The organism is Nitrospirota bacterium (assembly GCA_013388455.1).
Taxonomy (GTDB): domain Bacteria; phylum Nitrospirota; class Thermodesulfovibrionia; order Thermodesulfovibrionales; family SM23-35; genus JACAFF01.
The window spans coordinates 1-19,548 of record JACAFF010000016.1 but is presented as its reverse complement, the minus strand read 5'-3'; the positions used below and the strand labels follow the sequence as shown (position 1 = coordinate 19,548).

Annotated in this window: 23 protein-coding genes; 7 read left to right on the top strand and 16 right to left on the bottom strand. The window is 35.4% G+C overall.

Annotated elements, in window-relative coordinates; genetic code table 11:
- Positions 1–2 precede the first annotated feature (2 nt).
- The 14 genes from HXY53_03825 to mtnP form a co-directional block, all read right to left on the bottom strand.
- Positions 3–2,090, bottom strand: a complete 2,088-nt coding sequence (locus HXY53_03825) for a glycine--tRNA ligase subunit beta (protein ID NWF75696.1) — start codon at positions 2,088–2,090, stop codon at positions 3–5.
- 2 nt (positions 2,091–2,092) lie between these two features.
- Entirely contained in the window at positions 2,093–2,467 is a 375-nt protein-coding gene (locus tag HXY53_03820) for a hypothetical protein (protein NWF75695.1), read from the bottom strand.
- 15 nt (positions 2,468–2,482) lie between these two features.
- On the bottom strand, positions 2,483–2,809 hold the full coding sequence (locus HXY53_03815) for a ferredoxin:thioredoxin reductase (GenBank protein NWF75694.1): 327 nt from the start codon (positions 2,807–2,809) through the stop codon (positions 2,483–2,485).
- Positions 2,809–3,066 (bottom strand): glutaredoxin family protein, encoded by a 258-nt coding sequence (locus HXY53_03810; protein ID NWF75693.1) that lies wholly within the window; start codon positions 3,064–3,066, stop codon positions 2,809–2,811. Before HXY53_03810 ends, HXY53_03815 begins: the two co-directional genes overlap by 1 nt.
- Positions 3,067–3,136: 70 nt before the next feature.
- The gene (locus HXY53_03805; GenBank protein ID NWF75692.1) at positions 3,137–3,493 is read right to left on the bottom strand and encodes an aspartate 1-decarboxylase; all 357 of its coding nucleotides are present in this window, start codon (positions 3,491–3,493) and stop codon (positions 3,137–3,139) included.
- A 158-nt stretch (positions 3,494–3,651) separates the two neighbouring features.
- Positions 3,652–4,062 (bottom strand): hypothetical protein, encoded by a 411-nt coding sequence (locus HXY53_03800; GenBank protein ID NWF75691.1) that lies wholly within the window; start codon positions 4,060–4,062, stop codon positions 3,652–3,654.
- Between the two features lie 7 nt (positions 4,063–4,069).
- On the bottom strand, positions 4,070–4,357 hold the full coding sequence (gene gatC, locus HXY53_03795) for an Asp-tRNA(Asn)/Glu-tRNA(Gln) amidotransferase subunit GatC (GenBank protein NWF75690.1): 288 nt from the start codon (positions 4,355–4,357) through the stop codon (positions 4,070–4,072).
- Positions 4,358–4,365: 8 nt separating this feature from the next.
- Entirely contained in the window at positions 4,366–6,459 is a 2,094-nt protein-coding gene (locus HXY53_03790; GenBank protein ID NWF75689.1) for a UvrD-helicase domain-containing protein, read from the bottom strand.
- 100 nt (positions 6,460–6,559) lie between these two features.
- Positions 6,560–8,386 (bottom strand): glutamine--fructose-6-phosphate transaminase (isomerizing), encoded by a 1,827-nt coding sequence (glmS, locus tag HXY53_03785; protein ID NWF75688.1) that lies wholly within the window; start codon positions 8,384–8,386, stop codon positions 6,560–6,562.
- Positions 8,387–8,463: 77 nt separating this feature from the next.
- The gene (glmU, locus tag HXY53_03780) at positions 8,464–9,879 is read right to left on the bottom strand and encodes a bifunctional UDP-N-acetylglucosamine diphosphorylase/glucosamine-1-phosphate N-acetyltransferase GlmU (GenBank protein NWF75687.1); all 1,416 of its coding nucleotides are present in this window, start codon (positions 9,877–9,879) and stop codon (positions 8,464–8,466) included.
- Positions 9,879–10,496 carry a DUF502 domain-containing protein gene (locus HXY53_03775; protein ID NWF75686.1) on the bottom strand — a complete coding sequence of 206 codons (618 nt, stop codon included), beginning with the start codon at positions 10,494–10,496 and terminating at the stop codon, positions 9,879–9,881. The genes glmU and HXY53_03775 overlap by 1 nt, the downstream gene beginning before the upstream one ends.
- Positions 10,497–10,498: 2 nt before the next feature.
- Complete coding sequence (locus HXY53_03770) at positions 10,499–11,254, bottom strand: YebC/PmpR family DNA-binding transcriptional regulator (GenBank protein ID NWF75685.1); 756 nt, start codon at positions 11,252–11,254, stop codon at positions 10,499–10,501.
- A 75-nt stretch (positions 11,255–11,329) separates the two neighbouring features.
- Positions 11,330–12,700: a sigma-54-dependent Fis family transcriptional regulator gene (locus tag HXY53_03765; protein ID NWF75684.1), complete on the bottom strand. Its 1,371-nt coding sequence runs from the start codon at positions 12,698–12,700 to the stop codon at positions 11,330–11,332.
- Positions 12,701–12,705: 5 nt separating this feature from the next.
- Positions 12,706–13,488, bottom strand: coding sequence for an S-methyl-5'-thioadenosine phosphorylase (mtnP, locus tag HXY53_03760; protein ID NWF75683.1), 783 nt, complete (start codon positions 13,486–13,488; stop codon positions 12,706–12,708).
- A gap of 296 nt (positions 13,489–13,784) precedes the next feature.
- Between mtnP and HXY53_03755 the strand changes: the two genes are divergently transcribed.
- Positions 13,785–14,663 carry a UDP-3-O-acyl-N-acetylglucosamine deacetylase gene (locus HXY53_03755; GenBank protein ID NWF75682.1) on the top strand — a complete coding sequence of 293 codons (879 nt, stop codon included), beginning with the start codon at positions 13,785–13,787 and terminating at the stop codon, positions 14,661–14,663.
- A 258-nt stretch (positions 14,664–14,921) separates the two neighbouring features.
- Here the strand turns inward: HXY53_03755 and HXY53_03750 are convergent, their stop codons facing one another.
- Together HXY53_03750 and HXY53_03745 are read right to left on the bottom strand one after the other, a co-directional pair.
- Positions 14,922–15,467, bottom strand: a complete 546-nt coding sequence (locus tag HXY53_03750; protein NWF75681.1) for a winged helix-turn-helix transcriptional regulator — start codon at positions 15,465–15,467, stop codon at positions 14,922–14,924.
- A gap of 129 nt (positions 15,468–15,596) precedes the next feature.
- A complete protein-coding gene (locus HXY53_03745; GenBank protein NWF75680.1) occupies positions 15,597–16,445 on the bottom strand; it encodes a deoxyribonuclease IV in 849 nt (282 codons plus the stop codon).
- A gap of 245 nt (positions 16,446–16,690) precedes the next feature.
- On the opposite strand from HXY53_03745, the gene HXY53_03740 reads away from it, so the two are divergent.
- The 6 genes from HXY53_03740 to HXY53_03715 all read left to right on the top strand — a co-directional run bounded on the left by HXY53_03740 (position 16,691) and on the right by HXY53_03715 (position 19,377).
- The gene (locus HXY53_03740) at positions 16,691–16,915 is read left to right on the top strand and encodes a hypothetical protein (protein NWF75679.1); all 225 of its coding nucleotides are present in this window, start codon (positions 16,691–16,693) and stop codon (positions 16,913–16,915) included.
- An 89-nt stretch (positions 16,916–17,004) separates the two neighbouring features.
- Complete coding sequence (locus tag HXY53_03735) at positions 17,005–17,244, top strand: TM0996/MTH895 family glutaredoxin-like protein (GenBank protein NWF75678.1); 240 nt, start codon at positions 17,005–17,007, stop codon at positions 17,242–17,244.
- A 1-nt stretch (position 17,245) separates the two neighbouring features.
- Positions 17,246–17,611, top strand: coding sequence for a metalloregulator ArsR/SmtB family transcription factor (locus HXY53_03730; GenBank protein ID NWF75677.1), 366 nt, complete (start codon positions 17,246–17,248; stop codon positions 17,609–17,611).
- Positions 17,608–18,027, top strand: a complete 420-nt coding sequence (gene arsC, locus HXY53_03725; protein NWF75676.1) for an arsenate reductase (thioredoxin) — start codon at positions 17,608–17,610, stop codon at positions 18,025–18,027. The genes HXY53_03730 and arsC overlap by 4 nt, the downstream gene beginning before the upstream one ends.
- Complete coding sequence (gene arsB / locus HXY53_03720; GenBank protein NWF75675.1) at positions 18,020–19,096, top strand: ACR3 family arsenite efflux transporter; 1,077 nt, start codon at positions 18,020–18,022, stop codon at positions 19,094–19,096. The genes arsC and arsB overlap by 8 nt, the downstream gene beginning before the upstream one ends.
- 35 nt (positions 19,097–19,131) lie before the next feature.
- On the top strand, positions 19,132–19,377 hold the full coding sequence (locus HXY53_03715) for a HypC/HybG/HupF family hydrogenase formation chaperone (GenBank protein ID NWF75674.1): 246 nt from the start codon (positions 19,132–19,134) through the stop codon (positions 19,375–19,377).
- Positions 19,378–19,548: the final 171 nt, after the last annotated feature.

The following is a 19,548-nucleotide window of genomic DNA, read 5'->3' as shown; positions in this document are numbered from 1 at the left end:
AATTATTTTGGTAATAGCTTTGAGAAATCTGTAACCTCTGAGGCTTTCTTCCAGACTTCGTTTAAAAGAGACAACCTGTTCAGACGGATATTATCATCTTTATCCATAACCAGGACATTATCAAAAAAAGAATTTATATAATCCGTTAATGATGTGAGAATATTTATAGCTGAATCATAATCCTTCAAATCTAAACTTTCTTTAAGAATAGATGTGATAGAATCGAGTTTTTGAGCAAGCATTTTCTCTGATTCCTCTTTCAGCAGAATTTCATTGAAAGATGGCAGAGTCACTTTCTCTGGCAGAATGTTGCTAATACGTTTTATAGCTGTGAGAAAATCATTGTATTCGTTCTTTTCTTTAAATCTTTTCAGAGAGTCTAGCCTATTTTTTAATTGATTTAAATATATATCAGACGATAATGGTAAAGCTGATTGGACAATATCTGTGCTATAGCCCTGCTCCAATAAAATATTTTCAAGCCTGTTCTTGAAAAATTTAAGGATTTTACCTTTTATTTCAGCAGAGCCCTGAAGATTCTGAAAAGGCTCAAGGGATTTACTAACAAGCTCATTCAGTGTAACTTCGAAAGTCCTGTTGAGTATAATCGCCAGTATCCCGAGCGCCTGCCTCCTTAACGCAAAAGGGTCTTCAGACCCTGTAGGAGCAAGATCGATAGAAAAAAATCCTGCTATATTGTCAATCTTATCAGATATGCTGAGCAGTGAACCGATATCGGATTCTGGCAATTTTCCACCTGAATGTGCTGGCAGATATTGTTCCTCAAGTGCATTTGCAACTTCCTTTGTCTCTCCATTTTTTAAAGCATAGTATTTACCCATAACACCCTGAAGTTCAGGGAATTCTCTAACAACACCGGTTAGCAGATCTGTTTTGGCAAGCCATGCAGCACGTAGTAAAATATCCTTTGAAGAAGGAAGAGTTCTATCTGCAAGAAATTCAGCAACCTTAACTATTCTCTCTGTCTTTTCATAGAGTGTTCCAAGACGTTCATTGAAAGTAACTTTTCTGAGATCGTTAATCCTATCAGCAAGTGATTTTTTTGAGTCTTCCTCATAATAGAATTTAGCGTCTTCAAATCTTGCTCTGATAACCCTTTCAGCACCAGTTTTTACAGTATCCGAATTTTCCTTAGTGGTATTACTTATTACAACGAAATAATTACTTAACATGCCATCTTTTCCCTGAACCGCAAAATATTTCTGATGACCTTTCATGACTGTTATCAAAAGCTCTTTTGGAAGATCGAGATATTTTTCTGGAAAAGTCGCCAGAACAGGGACAGGATATTCAACAAGATTTATTACTGTTTCGAGAAGCTCTTCGTCTTCAACAGCTTTTTTATCAAGAGATGATAAAATTTTATCCATTCTGTCAATAATTATTCTTTTTCTCTCTTCCGGGTCAACTATTACATAATTGTTAGCAAGTAATTTTTTATAAGTAGGTATTTCTTTTATCTGAAAAGCTGCTGGAGATAGAAATCTATGACCCCTTGTTAAATTTCCACACTTTATTCCATCAATCTCAAAATTTATAATCTCATCATTTAAAAAAGCCATAAGCCAGCGTATAGGCCTTGCAAAACGTATGTTTCCATTGCCCCATCTCATAGATTTTGGTAAATGAATTGAAAGCACAATCCTTTTAAAAACTTCAGGCAGTATTTCCTGAATCTCCTTGCCTTTCTCTTCTATTATTGCAACTATATATTCACCCTTATCTTTTTTCTTAATTACAAGATTCTCCACATTAATTCCATGTGAATTTGCAAAACCAATTGCTGCTTTTGTTGGATTTCCATTTTCATCATAAGCCACTTTACGTGACGGTCCGTAAACTTCCTTTATTCTATCATCCTGCATCCTTGGAACACCTTCTCCAATAACTACAAGCCTTCGAGGAGTGCCATAGGTTTTTATTTTAGAAAATTGTATTTGATTTTCTGTTAAGATAGCCTTTGTATTTTCACCAAGCTGTTTTATAGCTAACGGTAAAAATCTGGCTGGTAAATCTTCAGTGCCTATCTCAAGAATAAAGGATGACTTATTGTTTATTATCTGTGACATAGTCATTGTCTTGCAAGTTCCTTTTTGAGCCAGTTTTCGATTTTTTTATTTATTGGAAACATTCCGAAATATTCTCTGTCTTTATTTTCTTCCATAGCTTCAACAATCATTTCATCAGGAATTTCTTCTATCATTGCTACTGTTTCTGCATAACCCATTGTTGTATGACACATGAGGAAAAGTGTTGGTTTTTTCTTAGCCATTTTATCTATATAGAACATATATCCTCGCAAAATTTTTTTCTCGATCTTACCGTCTTCGTTTTTCCTATACTTTGGTTCCATAAGTTGCTTGGGTTCTATATCCCATATAATATGCTCAATTACATGATTATCTACTTTGATATCACTTAGCGAAGCCAATCTGTCAAACATCATAAATCAACACCTCCGTCATAATTTTTTCTGTGGCCTTCTTTCTGGCACATTCTGATGTTTTATTTTATCTTCATTCCATTCCTTGGAGACATAAAGCCCACAGTAACAACTACCGTATTCTCTGATATCAGGATCCCTGTAAACACAAGGGCATATAATATCTTTATCCTCCTCTTTAATTCCTGAAGCAAGACGACATGGACACGAACGGTAACCATAGCGGGATTCATTGGTAAGAAGACCTTCGAGTATTTCTATTACATAATCTTTATCTTTATTCAACTGTATGCCCTGTGTTTGAGCATATTTATTCAGAACTTCATAAAGTCTCTCAGCGGTCATTAAATTCCTAAAGCTCCCTTTATAGCATCTTCATCAAACTCTGTAAAAACTTCTTCGACTACAAGAGTTGGATATGTTGCTGAAGGATTATACTTTTTAACCTCCTTTGTCATAAGCCACTGTTCACCGCTATCAAGTAAATCAACCTCAATTATTTCATATTGAATGTTATTTTCATCAAGAAATTTTTTTACCTTTTTACAGGTAGGACATGTACTCAATGCGTATAAACGCACTTTCTTTTTTTGATCTGTCATAAATTCTCCTTATATAAAATTTAGCATATAAAACGAGTTTCCTGAAAAGGCTTTTAAACTGCTAAAAATTCTATTTTACACTCAGAATTTTATTTTTTTCATCGAGAATCACTATCGTAGGTTTGAACTTCTTCAGTTCCTTTTCTTCAAGGTAAGCGTAACAAAATATAATTACTTTATCTCCAATTATTCCTTTACGCGCAGTTGGACCATTTAGACATATCTCTCCGACTCCTTTCTTCCCTGGTATTACATAGGTCTCAAATCTTTCACCATTATTCATATTGCTAACCATAACCTGTTCGAAAGGTTTCAGCCCCGCCTTTTCCATTATTATTTCATCGATGGTAATACTTCCTTCATATTCGAGCTTGGCATCTGTCACAGTTGCGGTATGTATTTTTGCTCTCAATATACATCTAAACATTTATTATCTCCACAAACTTATAATGTTCCTGTCGCAATCTTTTCTCAAAATATAAGATTTCGACCCAGATGCTTTCGGAGACGAAATAAATCTTTTTTACCAGATCTGGAACATTAATAATTTCATTATGCAAATTTTTAGCTATAAATTCAATCCTGTCAGAACTCTTTGAAAACTTTTGCAAGACTTTCACCACCGACATGCATCATAAATTCGTTAAAATATCCAAAAGGAGTGCATAAAACTTTATACCCTGAATTCATAAGCCTATCAGTAGCCCGTTTTATAAGCTGTTCAGAAAATTCTGGTGATGCCTTACTTGAAGACAGATGATTGAATGAATGTATGACCACATTCTTCGTTTTAAACTTTCCAGCAAGCCATTTTGTATTCTTTACAAATTTATCAAGAACGCTTTTTTCTTTCTCTTCGTCATCTTTTTCTGCATGAAAAAAAACTACAACTGCATTTTCTATGGAATCTTCCATCTCAACATCTTGAACATGTTGAAGACTCTTATATGCTGTCTTGAACCACCATTTATGAGCATAGAAAAGAAGAAGCTTCACTGGTTGGTTAATCTATGATTTTCGGCACGCGATAAAATTTATCCGTACGTGATGGAGCATTCATCAGTGCTTCTTCTTGTGGAATTGATTTAACCATTATATCATCACGCATGACATTGATAAGAGACAATACATGAGAAGTTGGCTCGATATCTTTTGTATCAAGCTCATTTAGTTTTTCCATGTAATCAAGAATACTACTCAATTGTAAAACTAATAACTCTTTTTCCTCAGATGTAAACTTCAGCCTTGCAAGCATTGCAATATGTTCAATCTCTTCCTTTGATATTCTCATAGCAAATTTTAAATTTTCTCAAGATTTGCAAATCTTACTGCAAGTCTCTTTATTCCTATTTTCGGGAAATTGATAATTACTTTGAGGTCTTCTCCATCACCATAGCAATCACGAACAACGCCAATTCCCCATGCAGGATGTTTAACCCTGCATCCAGTTGTGTAAAGTGTAAAAGTATCCTTAGGCGTAACTTTTTTCTTGACTGATGTAAGTTTTATAGTATGACGTCCTGTTATTTTTTCGATCCAGTTACAACATTCCCTCGGTATGTCTTTTAGAAATCTTGAAGGATCCTGATCCTGAACTTTCGAATATAATTTACGTTTGCTGGCACCTGTAAGCCATAGTAAATCTTTTGCACGTGTCATACCAACATATAATAATCTCCGCTCTTCAGATATTTCATCTTCATTATTTAATGCCTTGAAATATGGCAGTAAGCCTTCTTCGAGTCCGGCTATAAAAACAACCGGAAACTCAAGACCTTTAGCATTATGGATGGTCATAAGAGAAATATAATCATTATTACAAGTTTCATCCAGATTAGTAAACAGTGATACCTTATCAATAAATTCTTTTATTTCCATCCCATCAGCAGATTTTATCAGTTCAGAAATGTTTTTTAACTTTTCGTCATCGATTATTTCTGCATATCCTGATCTTTCAAAAATACTCTTTAACATATCCGAAGCATTTCTGAATTTTCCAGAAGCAAACATCTCGATAAGTCTAATGAATTCGGAGATCTTTTCCTTTACTGAAGCAGGGAAATTATCACCTCGCAACATAGCCTTAGATGTATTGAAGAGTGATAAAGATTTTCTCTTTGCTTCTTGTTCTATTCGTGACAGAGTTGAAGTTCCTATCCCTCGTGGTGGTGTGTTGATAATTCTTCTAAAACTTACATTGTCTCCAGAATTCAGTGAAAGACGCATATATGCAATAAGGTCTTTAACTTCTTTGCGCTGATAAAAACTCACAGCTCCTACAATCTTATATGGAAGTCCCTCTCTGTAAAGGGCTTCCTCGATGACCCTCGACTGAAGATTAACCCGATAAAATATAGCGAAATCTCTGTAACTGTATGTCCCTTTTAGATAGAATTCTTTAATCATACGAGCTATATACTTAGCCTCATTTTCATATGTGTCAAGCCAGCAGTAATGAACCTTTTCGCCACTACCCCTTTGTGTCCAGAGACGTTTATGTTTTCTTGTATTGTTCTTTGAAATGACAGCATTAGAAACATTGAGTATATTCTGGGTAGATCGATAATTCTGCTCAAGTTTTATAATCTTCACATTAGGAAAATCTCTGCTAAAATGCATAATATTATTAACATCGGCACCACGGAATTTATAAATACTCTGATCATCATCTCCTACAACACATATCTTACCGTGGGCAGAGGCAAGAAGTTTGAGTAGATAATATTGTGCATAATTTATATCCTGGAATTCATCAACAAGAATATACGAGAAATTCTGCTGATATTTTTCGAGCAATCCGGGATACTGCTCAAAGAGTTTCACTGTAAACATAATCAAGTCGTCAAAATCGAGAGCATTACATCTTTTCAGTTCATCCTGATATCTTACATATACTTTTGCCAGTTTTTCGTCAAAACCAAATCCGTCACCTGAGGAAAGAAATTTCTCAGGTCCTATAAGAGCAGACTTTAAGTAATTGATACGGGATACAATGCCCTTGTAAAGTGCTTCGTACATTCTGAACTCCTTCAAAATATGTCTCACAAGGGTACATTGATCATCCTCATCATAAATTGAGAAATTGTTTTCATAATTGAGAGCTTTTATCTCTCTCCTGAGAATCTTACTACACTGCGAATGAAATGTTCCTATCCATGAGCAATTGATATCTCTACATAGAATTGAGCTTATCCGTTCCTTCATCTCATCTGATGCTTTGTTTGTAAATGTTACAGCGAAAATAGAATCTTGAGGAATTCTTTTATATTTAACAAGGTATGAGAATTTATGTGTAATAACTTTTGTTTTTCCGCTTCCTGCGCCTGCAAATACGAGTAAAGGACCATCCGTATAAGTGAGGGCTTCCTTCTGCTGGGGATTTAAATCATGCATTAAGCTCTCCTTTGACATATTCATGTTAACAAATTTTTCTTTGTGAAATCTACTGTTTCCTTAAATAAAATTTTTTACTTTAAAAAACTTTAAAGTAAACCTATTCAACTGTAACACTTTTAGCAAGGTTTCTTGGCTGATCAACATCGCAACCCCTTAAGATTCCGATATGATATGCGAGAAGTTGAATGGGTATAGCCATTAATACTGTTGAAAGATAATTGTTTATATATGGAGTAACAAGACAATAATCCGAAAGCTCGCATGCATTGTCATCAACACTATTTGTGATTGAAATAATCCTTCCTCCCCTGCTCTTAACTTCCTGAATATTTGCAATTATCTTTTCATATAGATTGTCTTTCGGGGCAATAACAACAACAGGAAGTTCCTCATCGATTAAGGCTATAGGCCCATGTTTCATTTCTCCAGCAGCATAACCCTCTGCATGAATATAGGATATCTCTTTCAATTTTAATGCGCCTTCGAGTGCTATTGGATAATTAATTCCTCTGCCGAGATAAAGAAATCCTTTCGCTTTGAAAACTTCCTTTGCAATTATCTTAATAGTTTCGTCATTATTCAAAACCTCTTCCACTTTCCCAGGAAGTGATAAAAGCTCAATCAATAACTCTTTTGATCTGAGATTAGATATGTTACCTCTAATCTTCGCAGCAGCAATGGCAAAAAGATAAAGCCCTACGATCTGCGAGGTAAATGCTTTTGTAGATGCTACACCTATCTCCGGTCCGGAATGTGTATAAAAAACTGCATCAGCCTCCCTTGATGAGGTACTACCAACAACATTACATATGGTGAGTGTTTTCGCCCCAAGTTTTTTTGCTTCACGTTGAGCTGCAATCGTATCTGCTGTCTCTCCTGACTGTGTTATTACAATCACAAGGCTATCAGGTTCAATTATCGGTTTTCTATAACGGAATTCAGAAGCAATATCAACTTCAACAGGGATTCTTACCATTTCTTCTATCATGTACTTCCCGATCATTCCTGCGTGATATGATGTGCCACAGGCTACAATGAATATCTTCTTAATATTTTTTATGTCCACTTCATTCAGGCCAAATTCTTCAAGATAAATATCGCCGGTCTCAACATTAAATCTACCCCTTAATGTATCTGCGATAGCTCTTGGCTGCTCATGTATTTCTTTAAGCATAAAGTGTTTGTAGCCACCTTTTTCTGCCATCGAGGCACTCCACGAGATAGAGTGCACCTGTTTATTAATATGCTGACCATTTAGTGTCGTAATATTCACTCCATTAGGTGTCAATACTGCAATCTCTCCATCATCAAGGAAAATAACGTTTCTTGAGTAATTCAAGAAAGCAGGCACATCAGATGCTAAAAAAAATTCTCCTTCTCCTAAACCAACAACAAGAGGACTATCTTTTTTTACTCCGATGATTTTATTAGGCTCATCTTCTTTTATAATAGCGAGCGCATATGTTCCTGTAATATTCTTAAGAGCCTCTCTAACCGCTTCCTCAAAAGGAAGGGTTCCTGCATAATCAGCAATAAGATGACAGAAGACCTCTGTGTCAGTTTCTGATGTGAAATTGTGACCTTTTCCAATTAATTCTTTTTTTAGTGAAATATAATTTTCTATGATTCCGTTATGTACTAACACTATACCCTGAAATCTATGTGGGTGTGCATTCTCCTCAGATGGCTTTCCATGGGTAGCCCATCTCGTATGTCCTATAGTTGTATGACTTGTTGGATTTTCACGTTCGATAAGGGCAGTTAACTCTTTTATTTTTCCAGTTCGCCTTCGAACCTCGATTCCTTTATTAGAAAAAAAAGCGATACCTGCTGAATCATATCCTCTGTATTCAAGACGTTTAAGACCCTCGAGTACTATAGATACTGCATTCTTCTTCCCTATATATCCGATTATACCGCACATATCAATAGTCAATAGTCATTAGTAAAAAATAAATGGCCAATGACTGATAACCGATGCCGTGTAAAAAAAATCCAATGTTATCTTTTCTCACTCTTTTTAACCTTTAACTTTGAACTTTGAATTTTTGACTTTCTTCTAAGTGCCCAGCCTTCAATATTTTTCTGTCCCACCCTGCTGATTGCCAGAGCTTTCTGAGGAACATCTTTTGTTACAGTAGTGCCTGCTCCAACATATGCACCTTTTCCAATCCTGACAGGTGCAATAAGTTGAGAATCGCTTCCTATAAAGACTTTATCTTCAATATTGGTAACATACTTTTTGTAGCCATCATAATTACATGTTATAGTGCCAGCGCCGATATTCACGTTTTTTCCTATTACGGAATCTCCAAGGTAAGTAAGATGCAAAGCCTTTGTGCCAGAACCTATCTTTGACTTTTTTACTTCAACAAAATTGCCTATTCTAACATCCATTCCGATTTCTGATTGTGGCCTTAAATGAGAAAAAGGTCCAACAGAAGCTCTCTCCATAATAATTGAATTTTCGATAAGTGTTGAATCTTTTATAATTACATAGTCATGGATTATGCTATCGATAATCCTGACATTAGGATAAATTATACATTCTTTCCCGATCCTCGAAGTTCCTTCAATATATACATTAGGATAAATTGTGGTGCCTTTACCAATATTAGCATCAGTCGATATATATACTGCCCCTGAATCAATAAAATTAACCCCTCTATCTCTAAATTTCTTTACGATTCTTTCTTTTAAAGTTTTCCTTGCTCTTTCAAGTTCATTCGGGGTATTTACACCTGTCAATTCATCCTCTGAAGCAATACTAAAAGCATCAATCTTCAATCCTTTCTCTTTTGCAAGATAAACAATATCAGTTAGATAATATTCGCCTTTAGATTTATTTATTTTTATTTTGTTAATAAGTTCTAAAGCATTATGCTCAATTGCATATATACCGCTGTTTACTTCTTTTATTTCTTTCTGTTCCGATGTCGTATCTTTTTCTTCTATTATTCTGATGATATTTCCGCTTGAGTCTCTTAAAATTCTTCCATATGAAAAAGGTTCGCTGGATAAAAACGAAAGAACGGAAAGAGAATTCTTTTTCTTTTTGTGAAGAACGAGAAAATTCCGAATAGTTTCTTTAGTGATTAGGGGGGTATCTCCGTTTACAACAAGAACTGTTTTTCTGAACTCTGTAAGATAAGGGAGAGCTTTTTTCATGGCATCTGCTGTGCCTCTTGCCTTTTTTTGAAGAACAAAAAGTATCTTTTCAGTATCTGTAATATGTTTTCTTATTTTATCACTATTCTTGCCTACTATAACCAGAACTTTTTGAGGCCCGAGTCCTTTGAGCACATCGAGAACATGCTGGAGCATAGGTTTACCATGTATTAAATTGAGAACTTTAGGAATTGAAGTATTCATTCTTTTTCCGAGTCCAGCAGCTAAAACAACAGCAACAATATGCATTATGATACCTCTGGTATCCTTTCAGGGGCTGTTATTCCCCCTGAAAGGATAATTTTTACTCCGTCATCTATAGATATACTGGTATAAAATACATCACTCTCTTTGAAAAGTGCTATTTCGCCAAAATACAGATGATTCGTTGGAATGTAAACAGCCATCATACAGATTTCAGAACCGTCTTTCCCTTTTAAAACAGTGCTCTCCTTCGTGAGGAAACCAAAAGCAAAAACACCGGGTCGTGGATACTCTACAATAACAAATTTTTTGAAAGAGGCACTTTTACTCTCTGGAGAAAAGGCATCTACAAGTTGCTTAATCGCAACATAAATGCTTTTAAATACAGGTATCTTGAGCATTAATTTTTCAGTATATTCTATCACCTTTTTACCTATAACATTTGTTGATATAACACCCACAATAAATATAAGAATTATTGCAGAAATAAAACCTAAGCCAGGGACATGATATCCCAGAATTTTAAAATAAATTGGTTCAAGAAGCCCGTCAACAAAATTAAAAAACCATATAATAATAAGAAGGGTAATAATAGCAGGTATCGAGATGAGGAGGCCTGCAAAAAACCTTCGCTTGAAGGTTGCACGGATTGATATGCGCATTGTCAATCTATAACCTTTGCAATTACTTCGTCAGGGGCATCGAAGTTGGTATAAACATTCTGCACATCATCATGGTCTTCGAGGGCATCTATAAGTTTAATCATCTGTTCTGCCTGTTTTTTATCGATTGTAACATAATTTTTTGGTAACATAGTAACCTCTGCATGAGAAATAGGGATACCAGATGCTTCTAATAGATTCTTAACCTCATTAAAATTCTCTGGCGTAGTAATAATTTCGAAATTATCCTCTTTGGGGTCGTTTTTCAGATCTTCAGCTCCAGCTTCAAGAGCAGATGTAATAAGAGAATCTTCATTAACTTTTGTTTTATCAACAAGAATATATCCTTTCTTTTCAAACATCCATGAAACACACCCAACTTCACCTAAATTGCCACCGTATTTTGTCATTATATGTCTGATTTCTGGACTTGTTCTGTTTTTATTATCAGTGAGCACATACAGCAAAATGGCAACACCCCCAGGTCCATAACCCTCGTATATAGCTTCTTCATAAGCCATACCTGGAAGCTCTCCAGTTCCCTTCATTATAGCCCTTTTTATATTATCACTGGGCATGTTCACCTCTTTTGCCTTCTCTATAGCTACTCTCAACCTCGGATTACCAGATATATCACTACCTCCCAAACGGGCAGCAATAGATATTTCTTTTACAATTCTGCTGAAGATTTTGCCTTTCTTTGCATCAACGTGAGCTTTCTTGTGTTTTATCTGTGCCCACTTGGAGTGTCCAGCCACAATTTTTCCTCCGAAAAGATTTTTTGATTAGTTTGATCAAGAATATTTTATGATAATTCTATGAGAAACCTACTGTCAAGCCTCAATGCCGTATTCTTTTATTTTAGTAAGAAGGGTCTTATAGCTTACACGAAGGATTTCTGCTGCCCTGCTTTTATTACCTCTGGTTTCTTTAAGAACGTGCATAATTCGTTGTGTCTCTGCAACTCTTAATGCCTCTTTTGCAACAGCTTCTAAGGTTCCTTCCTCAGATAAAGTTTTATCATCATGTTTTGAAATAGTACTTGTATCGATAATAAAATGTTCAGATGTTATCATTTCTCCATCACATAGAATAACCGCCCTCTCAATCGTATTTTCAAGTTCTCTTACATTGCCTTTCCATCTGGAATTCATAAGGATATTAAGAGTATCCTTAGAGATATTTTTTACCGGAGTTTTTATCTCCATACAATATTTTTTTATAAAGTATTCTACAAGTAAAGGTATGTCTTCTTTCCTTTCTCTTAATGGTGGGATTTTTATAGGAAATACGTTCAACCGATAAAAAAGATCTTCTCTGAATTTCTTCTCTTCAACAGATTTTTCAAGGTCTTTATTGCTTGCCGCAACAATCCTCACATCTACTTTTATTGGCTTGACTGCTCCAATTCTCTCAATCTCTCCTGCTTCAATAGCTCTAAGTAGCTTTGACTGGATAGCCAGATCCATATCTCCAATTTCATCGAGGAAAATAGTTCCCTTATCAGCAAGTTCAAACTTTCCAAGCTTTTTAGCATCTGCACTTGTAAATGCCCCTTTTTCATGACCAAATAGTTCTGATTCAAGCAAATCTCTTGGAATAGCAGCACAGTTAATTGGCACAAAAGGGTACTGCTTTCTGTTACTAAGGTAATGTATCGCTCTTGCAAATAATTCCTTGCCAGTACCGCTTTCACCAAGTAAAAGCACAGTCGTTTTTGTTGGTGCAACCTTCTGGACAAGCTGTGCAACGTTAACAATTTCCTGACTTTTACCGATTATTGTTGGCAAACCGAGTTTTGATGCAAACTCTTCCTTTAATAAAATATTTTCTCTAATAAGTCTCTGAGTCTCAATTGCCCTCTTAATCAACATTAAAAGGTAATCTGGGTCAAAGGGTTTTGTGATAAAGTCAAAAGCACCGCTTTTCATGGCAGCAACAGCCGTCTCAATAGAACCGAAAGCTGTCATAACAATTACTGGCCTGAGTTGATTTTCTTCCTTGGAAGCCTTAAGCACATCTATACCATCCATTTTAGGTAGTTTAAGGTCAGTCAGGACAAGATCAATTGTTCCTTCTTTCAAACATTGTATCCCCTTCTCGCCGTCGCGCGCTAATATAACTGTATACCCTTCAGACTCAAGTATCTGTTTAAGCATCTCTGCCATTGATTCTTTATCTTCGATAATAAGAATATTTTCCATCTTCTTTATATCTTTGCTTCCCGAAGGGCTTCACTGCATGAACAATTTCTCTCAATAGGTATAATTTTAAGCAATTCCTTTAAAATATCCTTAATCTGTTGAGACCTATTTTTCATCATGTCCACTACCTCCGTAGCAGTCAATCTTTTTTCATTTATACCAGCAGCAAAATTTGTAACAATACTGATACCTGCGTAGCATATCTCTGCTTCCCTTGACAGAACTGCCTCCGGCATTGCTGTCATTCCAACTATATCCGCTCCTATAAGAGAAAAATATTTTATCTCAGCCTTTGTTTCAAGCCGTGGCCCCTCAACACAAATATAAGTTGCCGATTCTTTAACCTCTATTTTAGCATTCCTTGCAGCATCTAAAATCGCACTCCTCATTAAATTACAATAGGGCTCTGTCAGGTCAATATGTATTACCCCATCCTGACCTTCAAAAAAGGTAGATTCTCTTCCTTTTGTCATATCTATGATCTGGTCTGGAACAACTATTGTGCCAGGTGACATCCCTGGACTTATTCCTCCAGCAGCACCAATGGATATAAGTCTCTTTACACCAATATCTTTAAATCCCTGAATATTTGCCCTGTAGTTAATCTTATGGGGTGGAATGCAGTGCAAAGAACCATGTCTTGGAAGGAAAACAATATCTTTTCCTGAAAACTGACCAATTATATATTTATCTGATGGAGTTCCGTAAGGGGTTGATAGCTCTCTAACTTCATTAATAGTAATCCCTTCAATTTCATAAAGTCCACTACCTCCTATAATACCTATCATACTCTAATTCTAATTAAGATATAATTTCCATTTTTCATCATGAATTTTAACATATTCAACTATATATGAGATAGAGAATATTGTGTTAAATAATACACACACCATTGCTAAGGAACAACACATATACTCTTCTGAACTAACAAAAGTTATCGGGATATTAATTATAGTCTTTTATTAGAACCTCTTTTTAAGCCATTCTGAAGACAATTAATTGTCTTTAATTGTTAAATTGTTACAAAATTTTTTTTTGGCATTATATTTGCAGCTTTTTAGAGGTTTTAATTATTTTTTTAAAAATGCGATTACAAAGAACCATAAAACAAGAAATATGTTTCGATGGCATCGGGCTCCATACAGGCCGATATTCTAAAGTCTGCCTGAAACCAGCATCACGTGATACTGGTATTCTTTTTATAAGAAAAGACAAGGATACGGCAATAAAAGCATGCGTAAATTCTGTTACTGATACTGCATTTGCAACTACAATAGGTTACAATGGGGCAAAAATTAGAACTGTTGAGCACATTCTTGCTGCTCTGGCTGGGCTCGGTGTAGACAATATTATAATAGATGTATACGGCCCGGAAATCCCTATTCTTGACGGTAGTTCCGCTGAATTGACTAAACTTATTATGGATGCAGGAATTGCAAAACAAAGCAAAAAGAGACCTTATGTTCGTATAACAAAGCCAGTAGTTCTGACTGACGGAAATGCCGAGTTAACAGCACTACCTTATGACAGCCTTCGCATAACATACAGAATCCTTTTCAACCACAATCTGCTTGGCGAACAGAAATTAAGTCTGGACATGAATGAGGAAAATTTCCTGCTCGAGATCGCCCCTGCTCGCACCTTTGGATTCCTTAAGGAGGTTGAATCTCTGAGGGCAAATGGTTTTGCAAAGGGTGGTTCAATTGATAATGCCATAATACTTGGAGAAAATGGTATTTTGAATTCTACAGGTTTGAGATTTAAAGATGAATTTGTAAGACATAAGATACTGGATTTAATTGGTGATATGTCTCTGCTCGGTTACCCCATCTGTGGTCATATTATTGCAAATAAATCAGGACATTCAACAAATCTTAAATTCCTGAAAAAACTATTATCACTCCCCAGTCAATGGGAATTAATATCAGAAAAGGTTCATCAACCTATTCCTGCATATTTATAATTTTTCTTTTTTTTCAATAAGTTACAAATTATACTTGCTTTTTTTAACCAAAATAGAGTTTCATAATTATGAAGACCGCAAAAAGAAGGGCTGGAGAATTTCTCCTCCAGCCTTTAAAATCGTTATTCTACTTGAGACTTAAACTATTTCTTCTTTGCGGTCTTCTTTGCTGCTTTTTTCTTTGTGGCTGCTTTCTTTGTTGCCATTCAGTCTTCACCCCCTTTCTACCCGCATATTTATCATATGCGGGAGATCTTTTTAAAGTCTCCCTATTAAGGTTATTCTCTTACCTGACAAAATTCTCTTCAGATTTGCATCACGCTTTTTCTTTTTTACCTTATACTCATCTTCATCAACAACAGTACAATTGATTTTTAAATCGAATCTCTTCTCAAGGTCTTTAAGTTCCTTTGTGAGTGATAATGATGCACCAATTACAAAAAGATCTACTGTTTGCACATCATATCCTTCTGCATATGGTCCATAAAGAAATGCGGCTTTTGCCCCGGATGCCCTGAGGACTGCCTTCAATGCACCGGGCAAACCAAGAGATTTAGTAATAAGATTTTTTAGTTCAGAAAAAAGAGGTGATTCCTTATTAGCCTGGAAGTATTTCAGATTGACAATCTTCTCACTGGTAACAATACCCATTTTTTCGAGATTGTCAAGTTCCCTTTTTATACCGGAAGGATTTTTTCTGAGGAGCTTAGCAACTTCCCTTATGTAGAATTGTTCATCAGGGCTGTTCAACAGCAATGAGAGGACATCTGCACGTATTGATGATGAAAATAAACTTTTTAACATTCTATCACCTGTAAAAATTTATACAATAAAATTTTCTATTTGTCAACAAAAAAATTATATTTATGAACATATAATGCAAAATTGTAAACGATTCTATATTAGGAACAACTGTATATAAATCGTAAACTATTATATATAATTAGTCATTTTTTTCACTTTTTGAATATTCATCAGATCGTTAGATTCTGTCTTTTTCGGTGTTTCGAGTATCAGAGGGACGGATCTGAAAGTCTTGTAATTTATAAATTTACGAAGACCTGCTATGCCGATTTTTCCAATTCCGATATGTTCGTGTCTGTCAATATGTTTTCCGAGATCTGTTTTTGAGTCATTGAGATGTATGAGTTTGACATATTTAAATCCTATATATTTCTCTATATCGTTCGAAATATTATTAATCACTTTTGTCCTGCGTATATCATATCCTGCTGCAAACAAATGGCAGGTATCGATGCATATACCTGATATTAAATATTCATTTACTCCTTGAATAATCTCTGCGATATCTTTTATTGAAGTAGAAATATCTCCTCTTTCACCGGATGTATTTTCTATAAGCAAACCAGCATTCCATTTTCCTTTTTTTGCCACTTCATTCAACGCATCAATCGCTCTTTTCCTCGCAATCTTTCCTGATTCGTTTGATGCGCTTCCAGGATGAAGGATAACAAAATCTGCTCCAATTAAATCAGCCCTGTCCATTTCCTTTATGAGTAAACTGATAGACTTTTTATTCAATACCTTGTTTGAAGATGCTATATTAATAAGGTAAGAAGAATGAATATACACAGGTGTGATATCGCGTATTAATCTTAACTTTTTAAATAATGAAACATCTTCTTCAGAAAGTTCTTTAATGGCCCAACCCCTTGGATTATGAGAAAATATCTGAATAGTATTACATCCGAGTTCGTATGCCCTCTCCAAACTCAAATGTAAACCGCCAGCAATAGAAGTATGAACACCAAGCCTACGCATAACATATTATAAAAATATCATTCATTGAAAATAATGAATATTAATGTTTTGGTATTCAGTGAGCATAAGATAGTATCAAAAGTTTTTAAAAATGACAAAGTTGATAGTTCTGGAAATGTAAATATATTGACTTTCATATTAATTTTTGTTTATATATTAAAAATAAAGATATCTATAATCTTTTTTTATTTATTATCTTTTTTGATTGAATTAATTTTCTTATATAAATTATATTTTATAAAATTATGAAAGAAATAAAGATTGATTGTTATTTATCATTAGGGTGTCCTTCAGAACCTATGCTGAGAAAAAACATAGAAGAGGCTTTAATTCGTGAAGGCTTGAAAGCAGTGATTAATTTCCAACGGGTTGACAACTCACAGGCAGATGAACTGAAACTTAAGGGATCACCCTCTATATTTATTAACGGTATAGAGGTTCAGCCACTTAATATTGAAGGATTCTCATGAAGAATGTTCGTCGATGAGTCGGGAAGACTCATGCCTGTTCCTTCAGTAGAAACAATCCAAAAATTATTAAAGAAAGAAAGGAGTCAAAAATGGAAATAAAGGTTCTGGGGCCGGGTTGCCCGAATTGTTTAATGCTTGAAGAAATTGTAAAAAAAGCGGTTAAAGAACTCGGGATCGAAGCAAAAATTGAGAAGGTTAAAGACATGTTTGAAATCATGAAATATACTATGTCAACGCCGGGTCTGGTTATCAATGGAAAACTCAAACATAAAGGGAAACCACTTCCTGATCTCGAGAAGGTTAAATCACTAATAAAAGAAGAAGCATGATATGAAAGATCTTATAAATGTATTCAAAGCACTATCTGACGAAACCAGGCTAAGGATACTAAAGTTGCTCGAACACGGCGAATTGTGCGTTTGCGACATAGTAGCAGCGATAGATACCATTCAACCGAAAATTTCATTTCACCTTAGCACTTTAAAAGAAGCGGGTTTGATCAATGACCGAAAAGAGGGCAAATGGATTCATTACCGTCTTGCTGATTCTGACATCTTTCGCAGATACCTGATAATTTCTATCCTCGAACGTATTGATAATGAAATTCTTCAATCAGATAGAAAAAGGCTTGCTGAGTTTTTACTGAAGAAGCAGAAAAAAATAATAAATATAGACAGAGCAAGGTTAGTTTCATGATAAACATTATGTTCCTATGCACAGGGAATTCCTGCCGTTCACAGATTGCAGAAGGGTTTGCCCGAGAATTTGGTAAAGGCATACTGAAACCTTATAGCGCAGGCCTCAATCCAGCCGGACTCAATGAAAGAGCTGTAAAGGTGATGAAAGAAGTAGGAATAGATATCTCGAATCAGCAATCAAAATCAATAGACATGGATTTACTTAAAAAGATGGATATTATTATTACACTCTGTGACGATGCAGCAGAATCTTGTCCATGGACACCACCTGAAATCAAACGTATCCACTGGTCAATAAAAGATCCTGCAAAAGCTACAGGAACAGAAGATGAAATAATGAATGAATTTAGAAGAGTAAGGGATGAAATAGAGAGAAGGTTAAAAGTTTTTATTAGCGAGATACAGAATGGCTGAAGTAGTAAAAAGATTATCGTTTCTTGATCGCTTTCTTACCTTATGGATATTCCTTGCAATGGGCGTAGGGGTTGCTTCAGGTTATATGTACCCCCAGATCACTGATTTCTGGAATATTTTTCAGGTCGGGACAACGAATATTCCAATTGCAATAGGATTAATCCTTATGATGTATCCTCCATTGGCGAAAGTTCGCTATGAAGAGCTACCAAAGGTATTCAGCAATTACAAGATCCTTGGCTTAAGTCTTATTCAGAATTGGATTGTCGGACCTATTGTCATGTTCATTCTCGCAATCATTTTTCTCCAAAATTATCCTGATTACATGGTTGGTGTAATTCTTGTTGGACTTGCCCGATGCATTGCAATGGTGCTTGTATGGAATGATCTCGCCTGTGGTGACCCTGATTATGTTGCCGGACTTGTTGCTTTTAATGCTTTATTTCAAGTTTTAACCTATTCAATTTATGCATGGATTTTTGTAACAAAATTACCACCATTGCTCGGATTGCATGGAGTTGTAGTTGATGTTACCATTGGCCAGATCGCCAAAAGTGTATTCATATACCTCGGCATACCTTTTATCGGCGGGATGATCACCCGTTTCACACTTGTTAAATTGAGAGGTAAACATTGGTATCATGAAAAATTCATACCAAAGATAAGCCCCATTACGCTTATTGCACTTCTTTTTACTATAATCGTAATGTTTTCACTTAAAGGTGAATATATTATAAAACTTCCTCTCGATGTGATGAAGATAGCAATTCCTCTGTTTATTTATTTCGTATTTATGTTTCTCATTACCTTTTATATAGCAAAGAAAATCGGTGCTGATTATCCTAAATCCGCCACCCTTAGTTTTACTGCCGCTTCAAACGACTTCGAATTGGCAATTGCAGTAGCAGTAGCAGTCTTTGGAATTAATTCAGGTGCTGCCTTTGCAACAGTCATAGGTCCTCTTGTAGAAGTGCCTGTTTTAATAGGTCTGGTAAATGTAGCATTATACTTTCAGAGGAAATATTTCCCTGCTGAGTTTTGCCAGATTAAAAAGACTGAGCCGTTATGAATGGAGATTTTCCAGAAATTATAAGGAGGATTTAAATGTGTCTTGGAATTCCATCAAAGATAATTAAGATTGAAGACACAAATGCAACAGTGGACGTTTATGGCGCACATCGTAATATCAGTTTGCTTGTTATGGATGAGCCTGTGAACATTGGTGACTATGTGATTGTTCATGCAGGTTTTGCAATTAAAAAACTTCATGAGGATGAGGCCAAGGAAACCCTGGGATATTTCAAACAGTATTTAGAAGAATTAGAAAAAGAAAGTCGAGTAGATCCTTAGAGATAGTGAAAGAAAGATATAAATTCATTTTAATATTTATCACCTTTCTTACCTGCTATTTTCTGCCGATTGAGAACGCACGATTTACCAATGCAGTAAACGAATCACTGGCTTTGACCAAATGGTATGCACGGGAGCATGTTTTACTCTGCCTTGTGCCTGCTTTTTTTA